The sequence below is a fragment of the Secundilactobacillus folii genome, assembly GCF_009720675.1.
GTDB classification, from domain to species: Bacteria; Bacillota; Bacilli; order Lactobacillales; family Lactobacillaceae; genus Secundilactobacillus; species Secundilactobacillus folii.
Genome location: NZ_WNJO01000003.1, coordinates 70,721 through 88,719 on the forward strand (window position 1 = coordinate 70,721; position 17,999 = coordinate 88,719).

Sequence of the window (17,999 nt, forward strand, 5' to 3'; positions counted from 1 at the left end):
TCAATATAAAAGACCGTCCCGTATAAAAATACAAGGACGACCTAGTCGCGTTACCACCTTTAAATCGAGTAAACCTCACGATTTACTCCTCAGAGAGTACTTCAATTATCATTAAAATACCCCTGCGCTATAACGGGCGAACCCGTCGCTGGCTAATCGTTCACCAGTGAATGACTCCAAGACCATCTTCAGCACAGCTTGCAGTCCAGCTTTCACCTAACCTGGCTCTCTTTGCAGCAATTTGTGCCTACTCATCTTGTCTTCGTCAACTAACTGTAAATACACATTAAATTATAATTAGAATAGTTGAGGTGTCAATAGTTTTACTAACTTTTCCTCAATAAATCTGAGCCATTAAAGTGTGGTAGCCATGACCAACTTCCTTGATGCTATGGGCGTCGCTGCCATAAACCAGTGGAATTCCAAGCGCCTTGGCCTGCTGCAAAATATTAAAATCTGGATAGGTTTCGTTACAAAATTCTTTGTAAAGTCCGGCCGCGTTATAGTCCAATTCCTTTCCCTGAGTCTGAATCGTCTTTAGCAACGTTGAAATCACACTTTGGGTAGTGGCGCTATAGTCATGAGGCAGTCCAAAGTAATCCTGAAACTTCTTGATCAGTGTGATATGCCCGATTCGCTTTGGTGTATAATCCCCAAGATCAGCCTTTGCCGCTGTGATTAAGGCCTCAAAATACTGCTGATAGAGTTGCTGTCCGCCTTGAGCGTGTGTCAGCAAGCCCTTCTTAAAGTCCTGTAAAGTATCATCCACGCACCAAAAATGGTTATCTCGTCCCTGCATAAAATGAACGGAGAGGACATTATCAGTCGTTTGCGGCCCGTATTCGTTCATAAATTCTCGTGTCCATGCGACGTGATGGGGCAAAAAATCGAGCTCAAAGCCAACGTTGATTTGAATTTGTGAACTGTATTTCTGCTGCATTTGCCGACATTTCTTGAAGTAGGCTGGTAAGTCTGTCATCGACATGGAAGCGGTGGTAAGTCCCGTTTCCAGTCCCGCGTATTCCCGTTTAAAATCGGGTGGTAAAGGTGCGTGTTCCGTAATGCTGTAGGCTTGAAAGCCCATCCGAATTGCTTTTTGAATCATCAACTCCACGTCCTCACCACTACCATGGGGACAAAACTCCGTATGTGAATGCCCATCTTTTTTTAACATGACTACCTCCTGAGGGACTAAATTGCCCTTTACTGACCAGTGACACCTCTGAACATCATTGCTATAATAAAGCTGATTATCTCATTATCTTATCATTCTTGGAAGGACCGACGGCATGCCAGAAAATACAAGCATGACAGTTGCTAACTCGATTCCAGCCAATGGTGGCATCATTAACCAGACAAAAGTTGCTGACAGGATTATTGTGGATCTAAGATACGCCACAACTGACAGCTTTACTGCCCAAAACATTCATGGACAACAACGCTGACCAGTATAGCTCCGCTCAGTTGATCCAAATAACTATCGTTGAGTAGCTTACAAATACAGAACGTTATTTTTAGGAGGTATTATTTTGGGATTAAAACAGCCTTTCTTAGATCCTATCAGTGACGAAACCACCCGTGGCCCTCGTAACCTGATCACAGATGTTCCTGGTGTCACCGTGGGACAAAAAACGGTCAATAGCGGGTCTCACCACACGGGAATCACTGTGATCCAACCGACTCAAGACAACCTTTTTCGCAGTAAGTTACCAGCAGCCGCTCACGTAATCAATGGTTTCGGTAAAAGTACCGGTCTCGTTCAGATCAATGAGTTAGGTACGCTGGAAACACCGGTCGTCCTGACCAATACCTTTGCGGTAGGAATCGCTGAAACCGCCCTGGTAAAAGAAATGATGGCACAAAATTCTGACATTGGTGATACCACTGGCACGGTTAATCCGGTGGTCATGGAATGTAACGATGGTGATATCAATGACATCCGCGACGTGTTCCTCACTGAAAACGATTTCCGTCAAACTTTAAACGACACTCACACTGACTTTCAAGAGGGGACAGTGGGGGCCGGCGTCGGCATGAGCTGCTATGATTTGAAGGGTGGTATCGGTTCTGCTAGCCGAGTGATCACTATTGATGGCAAACCTTTTACCATGGGCGCTTTAGTCCTCTCAAACTACGGTTTCATGCGCGACCTCAACATTTATAACATCCCAGTCGGCAAAAAACTAGCTGCATTTAACGCCGAAAAAAAGGATCAAGAACACGGTAGCATCATTACGATCTTAGCAACTGATATTCCCTTTAATTCACGACAACTGACCCGGATAGCTAAGCGAGCAAGCGTTGGCATTACTCGAACCGGCGCCTTCATTGGCAATGGCAGTGGCGAAATTGTCCTGGCGTTTTCGACTGGCAATCGCATTTCGCATTACCCAAAGTCGGAGCTGACGATGCAAGCAGCCATCAGCGATGACCAGATCGATCGTTATTTCAGAATGACGGTGGCCGTGGTCGAAGAAGCGGTACTCAGTGTGCTAACCCACGCTACCACTGTCACTGACCGCAAAGGAAAACCGCGTCAAAGCCTCGCTGACGCGCTGACAGCTTACCTGGCAGTTCATGATGATAGCGACCTTAAAAAGCTTAAAGCGCAGCTCGGTCTTTAATTGATCTCAACCGCCCAACGACGGGCATCATAGGCCTGCTTAAACCTTGCCAGACTAAGCCAGTAGCGGCCGTCGATGGGATCTGAAACGTGCAGCAATTGACCAAAATAGCCATCAACAAGCACTGCATGGTTATTACTTAGAGCGGTACCAAATGAATATTGGCCCCATTTGGGGGTCTCAAAGCCCACTGTGACGTATGCCAGCACGGGCTTTTTTTGTTGCAAAGACTGCTGCAGTGCCTCAGCTTTTGTGCCTGATAAGTCCCGTACAACAGCGTATTGACTGGCCCACTTAACTAGGGGAGCTGGAAAGATCGCTTCAAAGTGACCCGGAACGTCTTGATCTGGTTCGCCGCCAAAACCGTGGTAAGGATTGTAGTCGCTGGCCCGTGGCATTTGTTTGAGAAACGTCAAGTAGTCTAGGTCAAGTGCGTGACCTTGTAAATGCAGGCCGGTCAGTAATGCTGCCGGCTCACAGCCATTGGGCATCCCCCACCAAATTTGATTAATATTTTCAGCGTTTAAGCTGAACGGCTCATCGCCATTTTTCATAGCGTCTTGCCAAAGCAGTGGATCCAGCGTGACGCTATTCTTAAGAATAAAGGTGTCATTTCCGACCTGAAAATAGTGTTCTCCGTGCTCATCAACAAATTCGTGCTGAACCGTCACCAACGCCATTTTTGATTTTTGCTGCAGCTGATTCCCATTTGAATCAACCAACTCTGCGTTATTTTGAATGACCATTCCGTTAGCTGATTGGGGTTGATCAAGCGCTACTGTTGTCGTTATCCTTCCTGCCATGAATTGACCTCATCCACCACTGCTTGCGCCATTTTTTTGGACTGGTCATTAAATAACTTAGGCAAATGATCGAGATCGAAATACTGGACGCGAACCGTTTCATCCGTTTGGTGATCCAGCGGTTGTCCTCCCGTCTGCTTAACCAAGTACAAAGCCGTGATCAACTGCGTCTGGTCGCCGTTTGGATAGGTATAAAAATCCTTATCAAACAACTGAAGCAATTTCAGGGGTTCAACTTCAATGCCCGCGTCCTCCAGGTACTCTCGCTTACAAGTTTCTTCAAACGAAGCGCCAAATTCCATGTAACCACCGGGAAAACTCCAGTCACCAGTGTCAGCACGCTCCTGTAACAACAGGCGGTTATCATCATCTAGTAACGCCCCCGCAGCCGTATTTAAAATCATCGGCCGGTGACCGACTAGTGCTCTCATTTCGTGAATATAATCTGCCATTTGAACCATCCTTTCAGCTCTGAAATTTGGTTCTATTATACCCCTTGTTTTTCCCCTTCAATGACCGTTGTAAAAATATATCCAAACCCGCGAACTGTTTGAAGGTACTGCGGTCGTTTGGCATCTGCTTCAATCAGTTTTCGTAACTTGCTGATGTGGGAGTCAATGGCCCGCAAAGTAGAATCCCTTCTATTCCGCCAGACCCCTTCGGCAATTTGCACCCGGGTAAGGACCACGTTTTCGTGTTGCATAAAAAAGACGAGTAACCGAAAATCGACCGGTCCCATCGTGAGTTGGCGCCCAGCCACCGTCACCATGTAATGTTTGAAATCGACTTTAAGTTGACCGAGATTTAAGATTCCCTGACGCTCAGCTTGGGGTTGATAATACCGCCAAATTTTTTGCTGAATCCTGGCAAACAGTTCGCGGTTAGGCATTTCTAATGACAGTAGTTCATCGAAGTGGAAACGGTCGAAGATGTCGTAGACCATTGCCGACGTTAGTTTCTGGTGATGAATCGCTAGCAACGGCCCAGTGAATTGCTGGCGCATTAAGATCAGTGTGTCAGGCCGATTACCAAGGCCATTGAAATGATCTAAATCTAAAATGATCAGTGTCTGGCCGTCGCGGTTTAATAAGAAGTCTGGCAGGTAGGTCGGACTGCTGATGACTTGCCAGTCCACCATGATCTGCTTGAGTCGCTTCAATAGATTAGCATTATCACTGATCAACAAGATGCTTCTTTCCATGGGGCTTCCTCTTTTCATTTTGGTTGTTACAATAGTTATCCCACGTTTGTTTAGCCAGCAAAACCCATTTTACATAAACTTTACACGACCTATACATTAACTTTACTCGAGCGATTTATACTGACCTTGTACTTAGAAATCAGACTTTCTGAGTCATAAAACTTTTAAAGGGGAAATATGCTCATGCACAAAAAAACATTACTTTCCACATTAGTTGCCTTTAGTCTTGCGGGTTTACTTTTAGGGGGCTGCAGCTCCAACTCAAGTAAGAAGTCAAGCAGTTCGAGCGAACCTAAGGCCGCTAAAGTCACCAAGATCACAGCCGTTGGTTCCACCGCTCTGCAACCTTTAGTTGAGCAAGCCGCTCAAGATTACCAAGCTTCAAACAAGAACGTTAACCTGACAGTTCAAGGTGGCGGTTCTGGTACTGGCCTGAGCCAAGTTCAACAGGGCGCCGTTCAAATTGGAAATTCTGATATTTTTGCTGAACAATCATCTGGTATCAAGGCTAGTCAATTAGTCGACCATAAAGTGGCCGTTGTTGGAATGACACCAGTTGTTAATCCTCAAACTGGTGTAACGAACGTTTCGATGGCGCAATTACGAGACATCTTTACGGGAAAGATCACCAACTGGAAGCAAGTTGGTGGTAAAGACCAAAAGATCTCAGTTATCAACCGGGCTCAGGGTTCAGGAACCCGTGCAACTTTCGAAGCCGCTGTACTGGAAGGCAAGAAGGCCGTTACTTCACAGGAACAAGATTCAAACGGGACGGTACAAAAGCTAGTTTCCAGCACACCGGGTGCAATCAGTTACCTTGCCTTTTCATACGTCAACAATAAGGTCAAGGCCTTATCGATCAACAACGTTAAACCAACTGATAGCAACGTTACTGACAACAAATGGACGATCTGGTCATACGAACATATGTATACCAAAGGTCAACCAAACAAGGCAACCCAAGGTTTCTTAAAGTACATGAATTCTAATAAGGTTCAAGGCAGCTTAGTTAACAAGCTTGGCTACATCAGTATTCACGATATGAAGGTAACCAAGAACGCTAAGAACGTCGTTTCCAAATAATGCATTTAACGAACTAAATCAAAGTTACAACTACCCCAGCAGATAAGCGGAAAATCAGGTCATCTTAATGGTCATCTGGTTTTCCGTTTATCTATGCGGCCACCAGCAAGGACTTCAACATTCTTGTTGGCATTGAAATATTTAATTAACCAAATAAGGAGTTGGCTGAACATTAACCTTTGAAGATGAAGCTTTTTAGAAAACTGATCAATTTGAATCGGGCTCAGCCCCGACCATCGCAACCAAAAACTGCACGTCACCAACTTGCCCTGAAAGCTCGTAAACCGAAAGAAGGCCGATCTTCTACTGGTCTAAAACTAGCCAAAACAGAGCTGACAGTGCAACGTTAACATTCACGACAAGTCCTAATCATTAAGCCTAGTATCCATCCATGTCACACTAGACGACAACCGAGAATTTGAATTTCAAATGGATACTGAACTTTTGAATTAGGACCTGGCTAAGATGCCAAAAAGAACCGGTGGCTAGCCGGAAATTAAGGCTTCTGACCAATCCAAATAGCTCGAACCAAGGGCGAATAACATCATCGATAGTCAGAAGCGATACAATCTGCAACTTTTTAAAGTTACCAGTAGCAGAATCTCTCATGGACGATATTCAATCTAAGCTCAAGTCACCATCCAAAGCTTCACGGGAAGATATCTTTGGTCGCGTCATTAGTTACACCTGCATCGCGGCCATTATCCTTCTGGTCGTTAGCATCTTATACTTCATTGCTTCACGTGGCTTAGCCACTTTTACCAGTAACCACGTTAACCTCATCAGCTTTTTAACGGGTCAAGAATGGAATCCTGGTGCTCTTGACGCTCATGGACACCCGCAAGTTGGAGCACTACCAATGATCGTTACTTCATTTAGTGTGACGGTTTTGTCGGCGCTAGTTGCGACGCCGTTTGCAATCGCTGTCGCCCTGTTTATGACTGATATTGCGCCTAAGAACGGTGCTAAGTTTCTCCAGCCCGTTATCGAGTTACTGGTCGGTATTCCTTCTGTGGTCTATGGTTTTATCGGTCTAACCGTTGTTGTACCAATCATCCGTCAAATCTTCGGTGGCACTGGCTCAGGAATCTTGGCGGGAACGATCGTCTTGTTTGTCATGGTGCTACCGACGATTACCTCCCTGTCAGTAGATGCCCTCCGTTCAATCCCATCTTATTTCCGTTCAGCGTCATTAGCACTGGGTGCCACGCGGTTTCAAACCATTTATAAAGTCCTATTAAGGGCGGCGATGCCCCGGTTACTAACGGCCGTCATCTTTGGAATGGCACGGGCGTTCGGCGAAGCTTTAGCCGTTCAAATGGTCATTGGTAACGCCGTTTTAATGCCTCACAACCTCATTACCCCCACCTCAACCTTAACCAGTCAATTAACCACTAATATTGGCAATACGATCATGGGCACGTTACCAAATAATGCACTCTGGTCATTAGCACTGATCTTGCTGTTAATGTCCCTAGTCTTTAACCTCTTGATTCGCTACATCGGAAAGCGAGGTGCAATTAAATCATGACCCCCAATCAAACCGATAAATTGGCAACCCAACTGATCAACTTTTTGGTTGCGGTTGTCGTCTTGATCCTCCTATTTTTACTGGGTGATATCATCCTTAGTGGCTTCCCACACATCAGCTGGCATTTCTTAACCTCACCATCCAGCTCCTTTAGCGCCGGTGGCGGTATTCGCGACCAGCTGTTCAATTCCCTCTACCTGTTGATTCTCACCCTGATTATTTCATTTCCATTAGCCCTTGGTTCGGCAATTTATCTTTCCGAATACGCCGGCGACAATTGGTTCACTGGTTTGATTCGGACCGCCATCGAAGTCTTAAGTTCGCTGCCCTCAGTGGTTGTTGGACTCTTCGGTTACCTATTATTCGTGATTGAATTTCACTTAGGCTTTTCGATTCTATCCGGTGCGATTGCCCTGACTTTTTTTAATCTACCCCTGCTGGTTCGAAGTATTGAAGGTTCACTTCACGCTGTACCGGACAGTCAGCGAGAAGCAGGCATCGCACTTGGACTCTCTAATTGGCGCACAATACGTGGCGTGATCTTACCCGCCGCCCTTCCCGGTATTTTGACCGGGATCATCCTGAGCGCTGGTCGGGTATTTGGTGAAGCAGCGGCTTTAATTTACACCGCGGGCCAAAGCGCTCCAATCTTAGATTATACAAATTGGAATCCAATGGCTACCGACAGTTTCTTAAACCCAATGCGCCCAGCTGAAACGCTTGCCGTTCACATTTGGAAGGTCAATACGGAGGGGGTCACCCCCGATGCCGTCAGCATTTCCGCTGGTGCCTCCGCAGTGCTCATTATCGTGATTCTCATCTTTAACTTTGGCGCCCGTGCGATTGGTAACCACATGTTTAAAAAAATGACGGGAGGAAAGTGATCCGCATGCAAGCTTACGATTTAAGTCAAAACCACATTGTTATGCCACCAGAGGAAATTGCGCTGTCGACCAATCAACTCCAAGTTTTTTACGGCAGTAATCAAACCCAATCGATGACTGACGCAAGCCTTAGTTTCCCCCGCTTTCAAATTACGGCTCTAATTGGTGCTTCTGGATCGGGCAAATCCACTTACCTGCGCTCTTTGAATCGAATGAACGATCGCATCGCCAGGGTCGAAGGCGAAATTATGTACCGCAACACCAACATCAATAGTCGTCAAGTGAACGTCTACGAAGTCCGCAAGCACATCGGCATGGTCTTCCAAAAGCCTAATCCTTTCGCTAAATCAATAACTGATAATATCACGTTTGCTTTAAAGGCAGCAGGCATCACAGATAAAAAGGAACTTCGCGAACGGGTCGAGACGAGTCTTAAGGAGGCCGCCCTTTGGGATGAGGTCAAAGACGATCTCAATACCAGTGCGCTGTCTCTATCAGGCGGTCAACAGCAACGTTTGTGCATTGCAAGAGCAATCGCAATGAAGCCAGATATTTTATTGTTGGATGAACCCGCCAGCGCCTTGGACCCCATTTCAACTGCAAAATTAGAAATGACGTTGAAAGAACTCGTCAAAAACTACACGATTATTATCGTCACGCACAACATGCAACAGGCATCTCGAATTAGCACTTACACGGCCTTTTTCCACTTAGGTCACGTGATTGAGTATGATAAAACGACCGCTATTTTCCAAACACCAACCATGCAGGCAACCCGAGATTACGTCACTGGACACTTTGGCTAAAAGGAAGTGAAATCATGACCGCAATTCTACTAACGAAAAACGTTCATTTGTCATACGGTAAGAAAGAAGCCCTTCACGGCATTGATCTTGATTTTGATGAACATGGCATTACCGCGTTAATCGGACCATCCGGCTGCGGCAAATCAACCTTTTTACGCTGCCTGAACCGCATGAACGATTTAATCCCACGAACAACGGTGACTGGCACCTTTAACTTTAAGGGGCAAGACATCTACGCACCGACGACCAACCTAGTTGAATTACGAAAACAAATCGGAATGGTCTTTCAGCAACCCAACCCCTTCCCGTTCTCCGTTTATGAAAACGTCACTTATGGTCTTCGTTTGACCGGCCATAAAGATCGTCAATTTCTTGATGAACAAGTTGAGCGATCATTAAAGCAGGCTGCCGTGTGGGATGAGGTCAAAGATGATCTTAATAAGAGCGCCCTATCATTTTCCGGTGGCCAGCAACAACGAATCTGCATCGCTCGTTTACTGGCGGTTCAGCCAGATATTATTCTACTAGATGAACCAACTAGCGCCTTAGATCCAATTTCAAGTGCCCAAATTGAAACCACGCTATTAGCATTGAAAAATGAATATACCATCATCATCGTCACACATAATTTACAGCAGGCCTCTCGGATTGCTGATAAAACAGCCTTTATGCTGAATGGTAATCTCGTTGAATTTGACCTGACCAGCAAAATGTTTACCCAGCCCGAGCAGCAAGACACCAGCGATTATCTCAATGGCAAATTTGGTTAGGAGCGATACCCTCATGAAAAATATCTTTACTGCTGAACTTAAAAAACTCTACGAAACATTTACCCAGATGGGAACCGAAGTCAGTGAACAAATTGAACGGGCTACCCAGTCTTACATCGACCATGATAAGGCGGCGGCTCAATCGTTGATCGACCGCGATAATACGATCAACAGCAACGAAGTTAACCTAGAAAAACAAGCCCTGACTCTCATGACTTTACAGCAACCTGTGGCCGACGAATTCCGCAATGTGATCACGATTTTAAAAGCCAGTTCTGATCTGGAACGCATTGCTGATCATGCTACCGGTATCGCGCTAGAGACAATTCGGGTTAAGGGATCCCACCGTAATCAAGACGTTGAGGCTAAGATTGCTGACTTAACCGTTGTTATTCGGCAAATGTTGGCGGAGGCGTTGAAGGCTTTCCATAATATCGATATGTCAAAAGCACAGAGCGTTTCGGAACAAGATCAACAAGTTGATGCTAAGTTTGACGAGATTCGTCAGACAATCACCGCCACGATTCAGGAGGATCCCAACGTCGCTGAAGCTGGTACCAGTTACTTAATGGTGACAAAACTGCTGGAAAGGATTGGCGATCGAATCGTCAATCTAGTCGAAGAAATGGTCTATAACCAAACTGGTGAGATTGTTGAATTAAATCAGGGACGGTTACATCCGGGTGAAAGCTAAATCTTAAAGTTTAATTTATTAGTGAACAATCTTTGCAACCATGCATGATTCAGGTTAATCAACGCTGGAATTTAAAAAGTATTTCAATAAAGTCCTTGCTATTTGAAGGATTACCCTGTATAGTATCAACTAATGTATTTAATACTTCGAAATTTTGGTACGACGTTCGTGAGAATGACTTCCCCGATTTCAAAAGTTTCAGATACACAAATATATTGCGCTATGCGCTCGGAGGTTTCATTCTTATGGAACAAGGTACTGTTAAATGGTTCAACGGCGACAAAGGTTACGGTTTTATTACTCTTGAAAACGGCTCAGACGTTTTCGTACACTTCTCAGCTATCAATGCTGATGGTTACAAGACCCTTGAAGAAGGCCAACACGTAACCTTAGACGTTGAACAAGGCGACCGCGGCCCACAAGCAGCCAACGTTACTGTTGCTTAATTAACTCTAAGCAATTTAAAAAGCTCACCAACTTTTGTTGGTGAGCTTTTTTGTGCTGCCATTTCAACTTAAGTTAACCGAATTGCATCAATCATGATCCGAGCACCATTCAGCATTGCTCGTTTATCAAACGTCATGCCTGGAACGTGCAGCCCTGGTGTCAAATCACAACCGAGACCCAGCATGGTGGTTTCTTTAGCGACACCATCGTAAGTGTAAAAGTGAAAATCATCGCCGCCCTGAGTAGGAACGGGATCAACTAACCCATCCGTGCCTAGGACATTCGTGATCGCCTGGCTCATGTTTTTCATCGCTACTTTACTTGGAATGGCTGCTGGTGATAAGTCGTTTTCGTCCATTGTGATCTTAATATCACCACCTTGAACCGCATCAATAGCGGCAAAGGCTTTAGCTTGCATCTGGTCCATTAAGTCGTTCGTCTTCGTGCGTAAATCAACCGCCAAGGTCCCCTTATCCGGCACGATGTTAGATGATTCACCGGCTTGAAACATGGTCGTGATGATCGAGTATGGCGTGTCGGTATCCAGCTTGATTTGCTTAAAGCGCTCGTTGAGATCGGTGAAAGCGTCGATGACGTTAGCACCTAACCAAGGCCGACCAGCGTGAGCAGTTTTCCCGGTAATAGTCATGAAGTACGTTCGTGTTGCAATATCTGGAATAATGGCCTCAGCCTGATCCATGCTGAGTTCGTCCTTAGCGCAGACGTGCAACCCATACAGGTAGTCCAACTTCGGCAGCTTACCGGTCTTGATAACAGCTTCAGCGCCAGTCACCGTTTCTTCCGCCGGCTGGAAGATAATCTTCAGCGTTCCCCTGAAAGCATCCGGATTGGCCGCAAAGTATTTCGCAACCTGGAGCACGATTGACATGTGCGAATCGTGGCCGCAAGAGTGGTGAACACCAACCTTGCCCTGATACTCCTGCTTCAAGGCGTCAATATCACTGCGAACGCCGATCAACGGCCGTGAACCATCGCCAATCGTTGCAATCAGTCCCGGAAAATCATCGAAACGTTCGTACGAAACTCCCATTTCATCAAGCCGTTTAGCTAGGTAATTGGTGGTGACAGTTTCTTTAAATGCCGTTTCACCGTGAGCATGAAGGTAATTGTAATCTTGATAAATTTCTTCGGTATTTAACTCAATTGTCTCTTGCATCAGCTACTCTTCCCTTCATTTATTTGACATGTACGCATTTTTAAGCGAGATCCCTTGTGAGGCCGCATAATTAACGCCCTTCAGCTGCGGATTGTTTAACCGCACCGTTTGGCCTTGATTAAGTGGTGCCACCGCCTGGTCATTCATTAACGTCTGGTTGGCTTGCTTAAAATCGTTGTAGCGCGCCATCGCGGCGTTTGAATCACGTCCGTTGGCGAGTTTATAATCCGTATCATACTGTGAACTCGAATAGTTACCCGCATTGTTAACGTTGTTGGTGGTCGAAAGCTGATAAAATTCACTCAGGTCAGGGTAACTAGCAATCCAGTTAGTAAAGCCGAGGTCATAGCCCTTCTTCTTTTGCATGGTCGTAATCGCTTGTACCTTTGGCTGAGCTTCAATATTAACCTTTAATCCCTTTAGGTACTTCTGGGTCGAAGCCTGAATGAATTCCGCTGAATTCTTAAACGTATCAACATCGTAACAAACTAGATTTAAGGTCATTTTCGATATTTTCAATTGTCGCATGCCTTTTTGCCAGTATTTGGCCGCTAATTTCGGGTTATAGGCTACTGACTGTTTCACGCTGGAATCCTTGGCGAAATCAACACCAGTCCTAGGATTTTTTGTGATGCCCTGTGGCGCCATTCCATAAGGCGCCTTTGCACCATTCTTCAACACGTTGTTAACCAGTTGCTGACGGTTGATGCTGAGCGAAATGGCCTTACGGATATTTGGATTACGTAGTACCCTAGTTTGGTAGTTAAACGCTAGATAATCGGTCTCACCACTTGGGTAACTCTGATAACCTTTATTGTCCTTTTCCTGTGACGCTTGTTGCCCCGAAAGTGTAATGTTATCTAACTTACCCGATTGATAAAGTGACAAAGCTGTTTGGGGCGACTTAGTCACCTGAAAATTAATCGTCTTTAATTTAACGTTCTTGCTGTCCCAATAATTAGGATTCTTTTTCAACGTCCACGAACCAGAACTTGTGGTCCAGTTTTTAACGACGAACGGTCCGTCATAAACAACTCTTGTGGACGAGGTTCCATAGGCTTTGCCATACTTTTGAACGATTTTTTGATCCTGAGGTAAAAAGGGAATGCCGGCACAAAGGTATTTAAAGTACGGCGTTGCCTGTGCTAGATCAACTTGGAAGGTAGTCTTATTGATGGCTTTAACTCCCAGCTGGTTCACTGCTAACTTGCCCTTTTCAATCTGGGAAGCATTCTTAATTGGTAGAAACTGGTAAGCATTCGCAGCTTTAGTGGCCGGGTTGACTGCCTGACGCCAGGCGAAGACAAAATCTTGCGCAGTGATCGGATCACCATTACTCCACTTGAGATTTTGGCGCAGCTTGAATGTGTACCGCTTGCCGTTATTCGTTGGCTTGACTAGCTTTTTTGCAATTCCGGGTTCCACGACCGTGCTGTTCTTCAGTCGATACAAACCTTCCTGAGTGTTATTAACAGTTTCCAGTGCCCCCACATCCGTAATCATGGTGGAGTTAAGTGACTCAATATCGGCGGGCTCCATGAGGTTAACGTCCTGCTTAACTGCGGTATTCTTTGACCCGCACCCCGTTAAGACCAGTGCCAATGATAATCCGACAACGCCAGTCACGTACACGCTTAATTTTTTCATTTTTAATTTCCCCTTCTAAGTCCAAGTGTCAGTCGTCGTTTAGAACCGATGATGCAGACTATGGACCTGATGGGGTGTGCTGACTGTCTCTTGTGCAATGACGGTTTGGTTAAATACAGTTAGTGTTGTACGTTGTTGATTACCTTGAAAACTCTGCATCATCGTGAATCCCTCCTCAAAATTAAAAAGCCCTCTCAAAGAATTTCATCTTTGAGAGGGCGACTAAGTATCGCTGTTCCACCTCTGATTCGCAATAATCTCACGATCATTGCCTCAGTCAGTTTGTAACAAACTGACCTGATAACGGGAAGCCCCGGGGAATCTGCCCTGTGCGACAAATTCCAGCTCATAGGTGTGGTTCGACTCGTTTACATTCTTTCAGCCGTGCGAATGTTCTCTTATTTATGAGAGCCTACTTAATCTAATCATTGCTTTTTAATTTATGGTTCTAAATTACACTGTCTGAAAATGTTTGTCAACCGAGGATTTCAAAATTAGATAAGTTAGCAGGAGGCTTTCCATTTTCTGTGGGGTTAAAGACGACTCCAAACGAATCGCCTCAGAACAGTTGCTATGACCTTTTACTGTTTAACAAAAAATAACCTTTTATCAGCTGCACAATGCAATAAATTAAATTTTAATCTTTTCAGCTGTTCTTCGAAGAACTGAGAAATCTCTGTGTATTTCGCATTGATTCACCTGGTAAAATCTTGAGTGGCTGGATAATAAAAAATGAAGAGCCATCGCCCTGCATCCGTTAACCATGATTAAACTAAATCACGTTGCGTTCAAATGGATCATCACTGATACCCTTTGCCAAGATATCACGTGACCATTGCTTTGCCGAGAATAATGAGTGGTCGCGGTAGTTACCGCAACTGGTAATGTCCGTTCCTGGAACGTCTTTCCACTCAATGTCGTTGGCAATTTCATCCAGTGAACTCTTGAGCGCCTTAGCGACTTCAGTGGTCGTTGGCGTGCCCCAGGTGATCAAATGGAAGCCAGTCCGGCATCCAAATGGTGAGCAGTCGATGACGCCATCAAGGCGGTCACGCAGTAAACCTGCTAATAGGTGTTCAATCGTGTGCAGCCCTGCAGTTGGGATGGCATTTTCATTTGGTTGAACCAAACGAAGGTCGAAATTGGAAATTTCATCACCCTTACCGCCCTTTTCAACGGTAATTAAACGAACGTATGGTGCTTTAACTTTAGTATGATCAAGTTGAAAACTTTCTACTTTAGCCATGAAAATCCTCCTTGTAATCAGTTAGTACATCGGTTATTATAACTCAAAATCATCTGAGACGTCATTGATATAATTCTGGACGGCGGTCAGCAAACACTGGCATGAAACCGCGGGCCTTATCGGTGGCAGCAATATCAATCGTTGTGGTCTGCAACCCCTCCTGATCATCGAGACGCAAAACTTCATTTCCAAGTGGATCAATCACAACTGAGTTACCGCCAAAATGATTATCAGGGTCGGAGCCAACCCGGTTGACCGCCACAACATAGCTCTGGTTCTCAATCGCTCGCGCAGCTAATAGTTTTCGCCACTGCGCGATCCGCGGAGTCGGCCACTCTGCTGGGACAAAAATCACCCGGCTGTCCGTCAAGCTCAAAGTCCGCAGCCATTCTGGGAAGCGAATGTCATAGCAAATAACACTGGTGGCAGGAACTGATTTGACTTCAAAGCGGTCCTTGGCGTTCCCCGAAGTTAAGTAATCATCCTCGTGCATCAAGCCAAACAGGTGCACTTTATCGTAACTAGCAATAATCTGACCGTCAGCGTTAGCCACATAGGTCGTGTTATAAAAGTGCCCATGTCGTTCAGTAGCTACCGAACCGCCATGGATCATCAGGTGGTACTTTTCAGCCAAGCTCGACAGGACGTGTTGAGTCTGAGCACCATTGACATCAGCAATATCTGCCAGTCGTGTCAAGTCGTAGCCGGTGTTCCACATTTCTGGAAAGACAACAATATCAGCGTGCTCATCCGCAGCTTGGGCCACAAACGGTTCAAGACGTGAGAAATTCTCTGCAGGCTGACCAAAGGCAACGTTCATTTGTGCAAGCGAAATCGTTAGTTTCATAGAGTCCCCTCCGTTTATGCACAAGTATAATTTCTGGTTTTTAGAATGTAAAGGATATTTATTTTCGGATCTTGAAAGGAATGTGAACAACTATCTTAAACTGGCACAGTCAGCCAGCAGCGTGCATTTGCCAACCAACAGGTGAATCTTAGTGATGTGACACCCGTCTATAAATGCACAGAATTAGTCGATAAGCTTGCGAAATAACTCGAATTCAGCCACAATATAACCATTATTAAAAACGAAAGAGGTTAATTCAATATGAATTCGTTCACCGTCTACCTAGTCCGTCATGGCAGTACCATGCTCAATGCGTTTAATCGCATGCAGGGATGGATCGATTCAGATCTGTCTGATGAGGGCATTAAGCAAGCTAAAACCGCTGCCGAAAAGCTTCAGGGTATCAACTTTGACCGCGCTTTTTCATCCGATTTAGGCCGAGCCGTCAAGACGCGAAATATTATCTTGGAGGAGCTCCACCAAAACCCCATGGAGCTCGGTTCGTTCCCCGAATTTCGAGAAGTTAACTTTGGCTTCTTTGAGGGCTTAAACTCTGATGACATCTGGGCTGGGATCGCAGCACCGTATGGAAAACACAGTCAAGGAGACCTGCTGGCCATCAATGGCATGCAAACGGTTCGTGATGCAATGAAGGAAAGCGACCCCTCCCACACTGCTGAAAGTTACGAAGAGGTCTTAGTGCGCCTGAGGGAGGGGTTCCAAGCGCTGCGTGAGGACTGTCAACCAGGCGAAAAGGTGCTGGTAGTGAGCCATGGCACCTTGATTCGGACGTTAGCCGACTATTTGGGCGTTGATACGACCAATAATTATCCTGCCAACGGTGGCGTGAGTGAGCTCAACGTTGAAGCTGATCAGGTCACGTTTGAAGCCTATAACCAATAGCATTTTTATGAACATTTAACGGATTCTGTCACGATGACAGGATTCTTTTCCCTTTCACTTGTAAACGGTTACACTCTTCGTTAGACTATACATAGCGTTCCAGAAAATAATGAGGTGGGGAAAAAGCCATGACAAAAATTTTAGCAATCAACGCAGGAAGTTCAACTCTTAAGTGGAAACTATTTTCAATGCCTGATGAGACCGTTATCGCATCAGGCTTGGTCGATCGCTTAAATCTACCTGGGTCGATTTTTACGGTCAAACAGCCAGGCGCTGAGGAATTTCAGGAGACAAAGGATAATATTGATTATCACTTGGCGGCTGCCATGGTTCTTTCACATCTAAAAGAAGCCGGCATCGTCCATCACCTGCACGAAATTACGGGGATTGGTCACCGAATCGTGGCTGGTGGCGAAACGTTCACGGATTCAACAGTGGTGACTGATCAGGTATTGCAACAAATTCGCGATTTGGCGCAGTATGCACCGTTGCATAATCCGATTGAAGCTGAATACATTCACATTTTCCAGGAATTATTACCTGATGCGCATCAGGTCGCGGTCTTTGATACGTCGCTTTACACCAAGATGCCAAAGATCAACGCTCTCTACCCAATTCCTTACGAATACTATCAACAATACGGTGCTCGTAAGTATGGGGCACATGGTACCAGTCACCGTTACGTTGCTAATCGGGCTGCAGAAATCTTAGGCAAACCGCTGTCTGAATTAAAGATGATCACCCTGCATCTAGGCTCGGGTTCATCCGTTTCCGCCTTTAACCACGGCAAGGTCATCGATACTTCAATGGGCTTTACCCCGTTAGCGGGCGTGATGATGGGCACCCGGTCTGGCGACATCGACCCGTCGCTAGTAGCCTTCTTAGCTGAAAAAATGAGTGTCAATATGGACGAAATGATCACCATTTTAAACAATAAATCTGGTTTGCTGGGGGTTTCTCAACTCTCCCCAGACCAACGCGATTTGGAAGAAGCTGAAGCTAAAAATCCGCAGGCTAAATTAGCCCTGGACATGTTTGCGAACCGAGTTGTCCGCTACATTGGTACCTACGTCGCGGAACTGAACGGCCTAGACGCCTTGGTATTCACAGCTGGTTCCGGTGAGAACGGAATTGGGATGCGGCAGCGAATTGCTGATCAGCTCAGCTACTTTGGCGTTAGGATCGATCAAGACCGCAATAACGTTCGGGGTAAGGAACGCATTATCAGTCCTGATGACGCCCCCGTCACCGTCATGGTGGTACCAACAAACGAAGAATTAATGATTGCGCGTGATGTCCAGCGTTTAACCCAGCATCACAATGTACTTTAACGGAT

At 45.6% G+C, this 17,999-nt stretch carries 20 protein-coding genes and 1 other annotated feature; of the genes, 11 read left to right on the forward strand and 9 right to left on the reverse strand.

Annotation, left to right across the window (positions count from 1 at the left end):
* Positions 1-29 precede the first annotated feature (29 nt).
* Positions 30-272 (reverse strand) — a binding site (T-box leader).
* Between the two features lie 65 nt (positions 273-337).
* Positions 338-1,174, reverse strand: coding sequence for a histidinol-phosphatase HisJ (hisJ, locus tag GM612_RS03375; RefSeq protein WP_155430984.1), 837 nt, complete (start codon positions 1,172-1,174; stop codon positions 338-340).
* 115 nt (positions 1,175-1,289) lie between these two features.
* On the opposite strand from hisJ, the gene GM612_RS03380 reads away from it, so the two are divergent.
* Positions 1,290-1,445, forward strand: a complete 156-nt coding sequence (locus GM612_RS03380) for a hypothetical protein (protein ID WP_155430985.1) — start codon at positions 1,290-1,292, stop codon at positions 1,443-1,445.
* A gap of 84 nt (positions 1,446-1,529) precedes the next feature.
* Positions 1,530-2,624: a DmpA family aminopeptidase gene (locus tag GM612_RS03385; protein ID WP_155430986.1), complete on the forward strand. Its 1,095-nt coding sequence runs from the start codon at positions 1,530-1,532 to the stop codon at positions 2,622-2,624.
* Here the strand turns inward: GM612_RS03385 and GM612_RS03390 are convergent.
* The 3 genes from GM612_RS03390 to GM612_RS03400 are packed head-to-tail and all read right to left on the reverse strand — an operon-like array spanning position 2,621 to position 4,628.
* Positions 2,621-3,427: a C39 family peptidase gene (locus GM612_RS03390; protein ID WP_246147525.1), complete on the reverse strand. Its 807-nt coding sequence runs from the start codon at positions 3,425-3,427 to the stop codon at positions 2,621-2,623. The genes GM612_RS03385 and GM612_RS03390 overlap by 4 nt on opposite strands.
* Positions 3,412-3,879 carry an NUDIX hydrolase gene (locus tag GM612_RS03395; protein WP_155430987.1) on the reverse strand — a complete coding sequence of 156 codons (468 nt, stop codon included), beginning with the start codon at positions 3,877-3,879 and terminating at the stop codon, positions 3,412-3,414. The genes GM612_RS03390 and GM612_RS03395 overlap by 16 nt, the downstream gene beginning before the upstream one ends.
* Positions 3,880-3,914: 35 nt before the next feature.
* Positions 3,915-4,628 carry a response regulator transcription factor gene (locus GM612_RS03400; RefSeq protein WP_173021207.1) on the reverse strand — a complete coding sequence of 238 codons (714 nt, stop codon included), beginning with the start codon at positions 4,626-4,628 and terminating at the stop codon, positions 3,915-3,917.
* 183 nt (positions 4,629-4,811) lie between these two features.
* Between GM612_RS03400 and GM612_RS03405 the strand changes: the two genes are divergently transcribed.
* The 7 genes from GM612_RS03405 to GM612_RS03435 all read left to right on the forward strand — a co-directional run bounded on the left by GM612_RS03405 (position 4,812) and on the right by GM612_RS03435 (position 10,842).
* Positions 4,812-5,711 carry a phosphate ABC transporter substrate-binding protein PstS family protein gene (locus tag GM612_RS03405; protein WP_155430989.1) on the forward strand — a complete coding sequence of 300 codons (900 nt, stop codon included), beginning with the start codon at positions 4,812-4,814 and terminating at the stop codon, positions 5,709-5,711.
* 607 nt (positions 5,712-6,318) lie between these two features.
* On the forward strand, positions 6,319-7,242 hold the full coding sequence (gene pstC / locus GM612_RS03410; RefSeq protein WP_155430990.1) for a phosphate ABC transporter permease subunit PstC: 924 nt from the start codon (positions 6,319-6,321) through the stop codon (positions 7,240-7,242).
* Entirely contained in the window at positions 7,239-8,126 is an 888-nt protein-coding gene (gene pstA / locus GM612_RS03415) for a phosphate ABC transporter permease PstA (RefSeq protein WP_155430991.1), read from the forward strand. The genes pstC and pstA overlap by 4 nt, the downstream gene beginning before the upstream one ends.
* Before the next feature lie 5 nt (positions 8,127-8,131).
* Positions 8,132-8,932 (forward strand): phosphate ABC transporter ATP-binding protein PstB, encoded by an 801-nt coding sequence (gene pstB, locus GM612_RS03420; RefSeq protein WP_155430992.1) that lies wholly within the window; start codon positions 8,132-8,134, stop codon positions 8,930-8,932.
* A gap of 14 nt (positions 8,933-8,946) precedes the next feature.
* Complete coding sequence (gene pstB, locus GM612_RS03425; RefSeq protein ID WP_155430993.1) at positions 8,947-9,702, forward strand: phosphate ABC transporter ATP-binding protein PstB; 756 nt, start codon at positions 8,947-8,949, stop codon at positions 9,700-9,702.
* 13 nt (positions 9,703-9,715) lie between these two features.
* On the forward strand, positions 9,716-10,396 hold the full coding sequence (phoU, locus tag GM612_RS03430; protein WP_155430994.1) for a phosphate signaling complex protein PhoU: 681 nt from the start codon (positions 9,716-9,718) through the stop codon (positions 10,394-10,396).
* Positions 10,397-10,641: 245 nt separating this feature from the next.
* Positions 10,642-10,842, forward strand: a complete 201-nt coding sequence (locus tag GM612_RS03435; RefSeq protein WP_089089176.1) for a cold-shock protein — start codon at positions 10,642-10,644, stop codon at positions 10,840-10,842.
* Positions 10,843-10,910: 68 nt separating this feature from the next.
* On the opposite strand, the gene GM612_RS03440 is transcribed toward GM612_RS03435, so the two are convergent.
* From GM612_RS03440 to GM612_RS03455, 5 genes are all read right to left on the reverse strand, one after another.
* The gene (locus GM612_RS03440) at positions 10,911-12,020 is read right to left on the reverse strand and encodes an amidohydrolase (protein WP_155430995.1); all 1,110 of its coding nucleotides are present in this window, start codon (positions 12,018-12,020) and stop codon (positions 10,911-10,913) included.
* 15 nt (positions 12,021-12,035) lie between these two features.
* The gene (locus GM612_RS03445; protein ID WP_155430996.1) at positions 12,036-13,667 is read right to left on the reverse strand and encodes a peptide ABC transporter substrate-binding protein; all 1,632 of its coding nucleotides are present in this window, start codon (positions 13,665-13,667) and stop codon (positions 12,036-12,038) included.
* Positions 13,668-13,706: 39 nt separating this feature from the next.
* Positions 13,707-13,829 carry a hypothetical protein gene (locus tag GM612_RS12550; protein ID WP_281349188.1) on the reverse strand — a complete coding sequence of 41 codons (123 nt, stop codon included), beginning with the start codon at positions 13,827-13,829 and terminating at the stop codon, positions 13,707-13,709.
* Between the two features lie 610 nt (positions 13,830-14,439).
* Entirely contained in the window at positions 14,440-14,913 is a 474-nt protein-coding gene (locus GM612_RS03450; protein ID WP_155430997.1) for an S-ribosylhomocysteine lyase, read from the reverse strand.
* Between the two features lie 61 nt (positions 14,914-14,974).
* Entirely contained in the window at positions 14,975-15,760 is a 786-nt protein-coding gene (locus GM612_RS03455; protein WP_155430998.1) for a carbon-nitrogen family hydrolase, read from the reverse strand.
* A 261-nt stretch (positions 15,761-16,021) separates the two neighbouring features.
* Here GM612_RS03455 and GM612_RS03460 point away from each other — a divergent pair, with 261 nt between their 5' ends.
* Both GM612_RS03460 and GM612_RS03465 read left to right on the forward strand, forming a co-directional pair.
* Positions 16,022-16,663 (forward strand): histidine phosphatase family protein, encoded by a 642-nt coding sequence (locus GM612_RS03460; protein ID WP_155430999.1) that lies wholly within the window; start codon positions 16,022-16,024, stop codon positions 16,661-16,663.
* A 128-nt stretch (positions 16,664-16,791) separates the two neighbouring features.
* Positions 16,792-17,994: an acetate/propionate family kinase gene (locus GM612_RS03465; protein ID WP_155431000.1), complete on the forward strand. Its 1,203-nt coding sequence runs from the start codon at positions 16,792-16,794 to the stop codon at positions 17,992-17,994.
* Positions 17,995-17,999: the final 5 nt, after the last annotated feature.

Bases quoted from the DNA above. Each gene is read 5' to 3' on its own strand.
- hisJ (WP_155430984.1), bottom strand. From the start codon at position 1,174: ATGTTAAAAAAAGATGGGCATTCACATACGGAGTTTTGTCCCCATGGT.
- GM612_RS03380 (WP_155430985.1), top strand. From the start codon at position 1,290: ATGCCAGAAAATACAAGCATGACAGTTGCTAACTCGATTCCAGCCAAT.
- GM612_RS03390 (WP_246147525.1), bottom strand. From the start codon at position 3,427: ATGGCAGGAAGGATAACGACAACAGTAGCGCTTGATCAACCCCAATCA.
- GM612_RS03395 (WP_155430987.1), bottom strand. From the start codon at position 3,879: ATGGCAGATTATATTCACGAAATGAGAGCACTAGTCGGTCACCGGCCG.
- GM612_RS03400 (WP_173021207.1), bottom strand. From the start codon at position 4,628: ATGGAAAGAAGCATCTTGTTGATCAGTGATAATGCTAATCTATTGAAG.
- GM612_RS03405 (WP_155430989.1), top strand. From the start codon at position 4,812: ATGCACAAAAAAACATTACTTTCCACATTAGTTGCCTTTAGTCTTGCG.
- pstC (WP_155430990.1), top strand. From the start codon at position 6,319: ATGGACGATATTCAATCTAAGCTCAAGTCACCATCCAAAGCTTCACGG.
- pstA (WP_155430991.1), top strand. From the start codon at position 7,239: ATGACCCCCAATCAAACCGATAAATTGGCAACCCAACTGATCAACTTT.
- pstB (WP_155430992.1), top strand. From the start codon at position 8,132: ATGCAAGCTTACGATTTAAGTCAAAACCACATTGTTATGCCACCAGAG.
- pstB (WP_155430993.1), top strand. From the start codon at position 8,947: ATGACCGCAATTCTACTAACGAAAAACGTTCATTTGTCATACGGTAAG.
- phoU (WP_155430994.1), top strand. From the start codon at position 9,716: ATGAAAAATATCTTTACTGCTGAACTTAAAAAACTCTACGAAACATTT.
- GM612_RS03435 (WP_089089176.1), top strand. From the start codon at position 10,642: ATGGAACAAGGTACTGTTAAATGGTTCAACGGCGACAAAGGTTACGGT.
- GM612_RS03440 (WP_155430995.1), bottom strand. From the start codon at position 12,020: ATGCAAGAGACAATTGAGTTAAATACCGAAGAAATTTATCAAGATTAC.
- GM612_RS03445 (WP_155430996.1), bottom strand. From the start codon at position 13,667: ATGAAAAAATTAAGCGTGTACGTGACTGGCGTTGTCGGATTATCATTG.
- GM612_RS12550 (WP_281349188.1), bottom strand. From the start codon at position 13,829: ATGATGCAGAGTTTTCAAGGTAATCAACAACGTACAACACTAACTGTA.
- GM612_RS03450 (WP_155430997.1), bottom strand. From the start codon at position 14,913: ATGGCTAAAGTAGAAAGTTTTCAACTTGATCATACTAAAGTTAAAGCA.
- GM612_RS03455 (WP_155430998.1), bottom strand. From the start codon at position 15,760: ATGAAACTAACGATTTCGCTTGCACAAATGAACGTTGCCTTTGGTCAG.
- GM612_RS03460 (WP_155430999.1), top strand. From the start codon at position 16,022: ATGAATTCGTTCACCGTCTACCTAGTCCGTCATGGCAGTACCATGCTC.
- GM612_RS03465 (WP_155431000.1), top strand. From the start codon at position 16,792: ATGACAAAAATTTTAGCAATCAACGCAGGAAGTTCAACTCTTAAGTGG.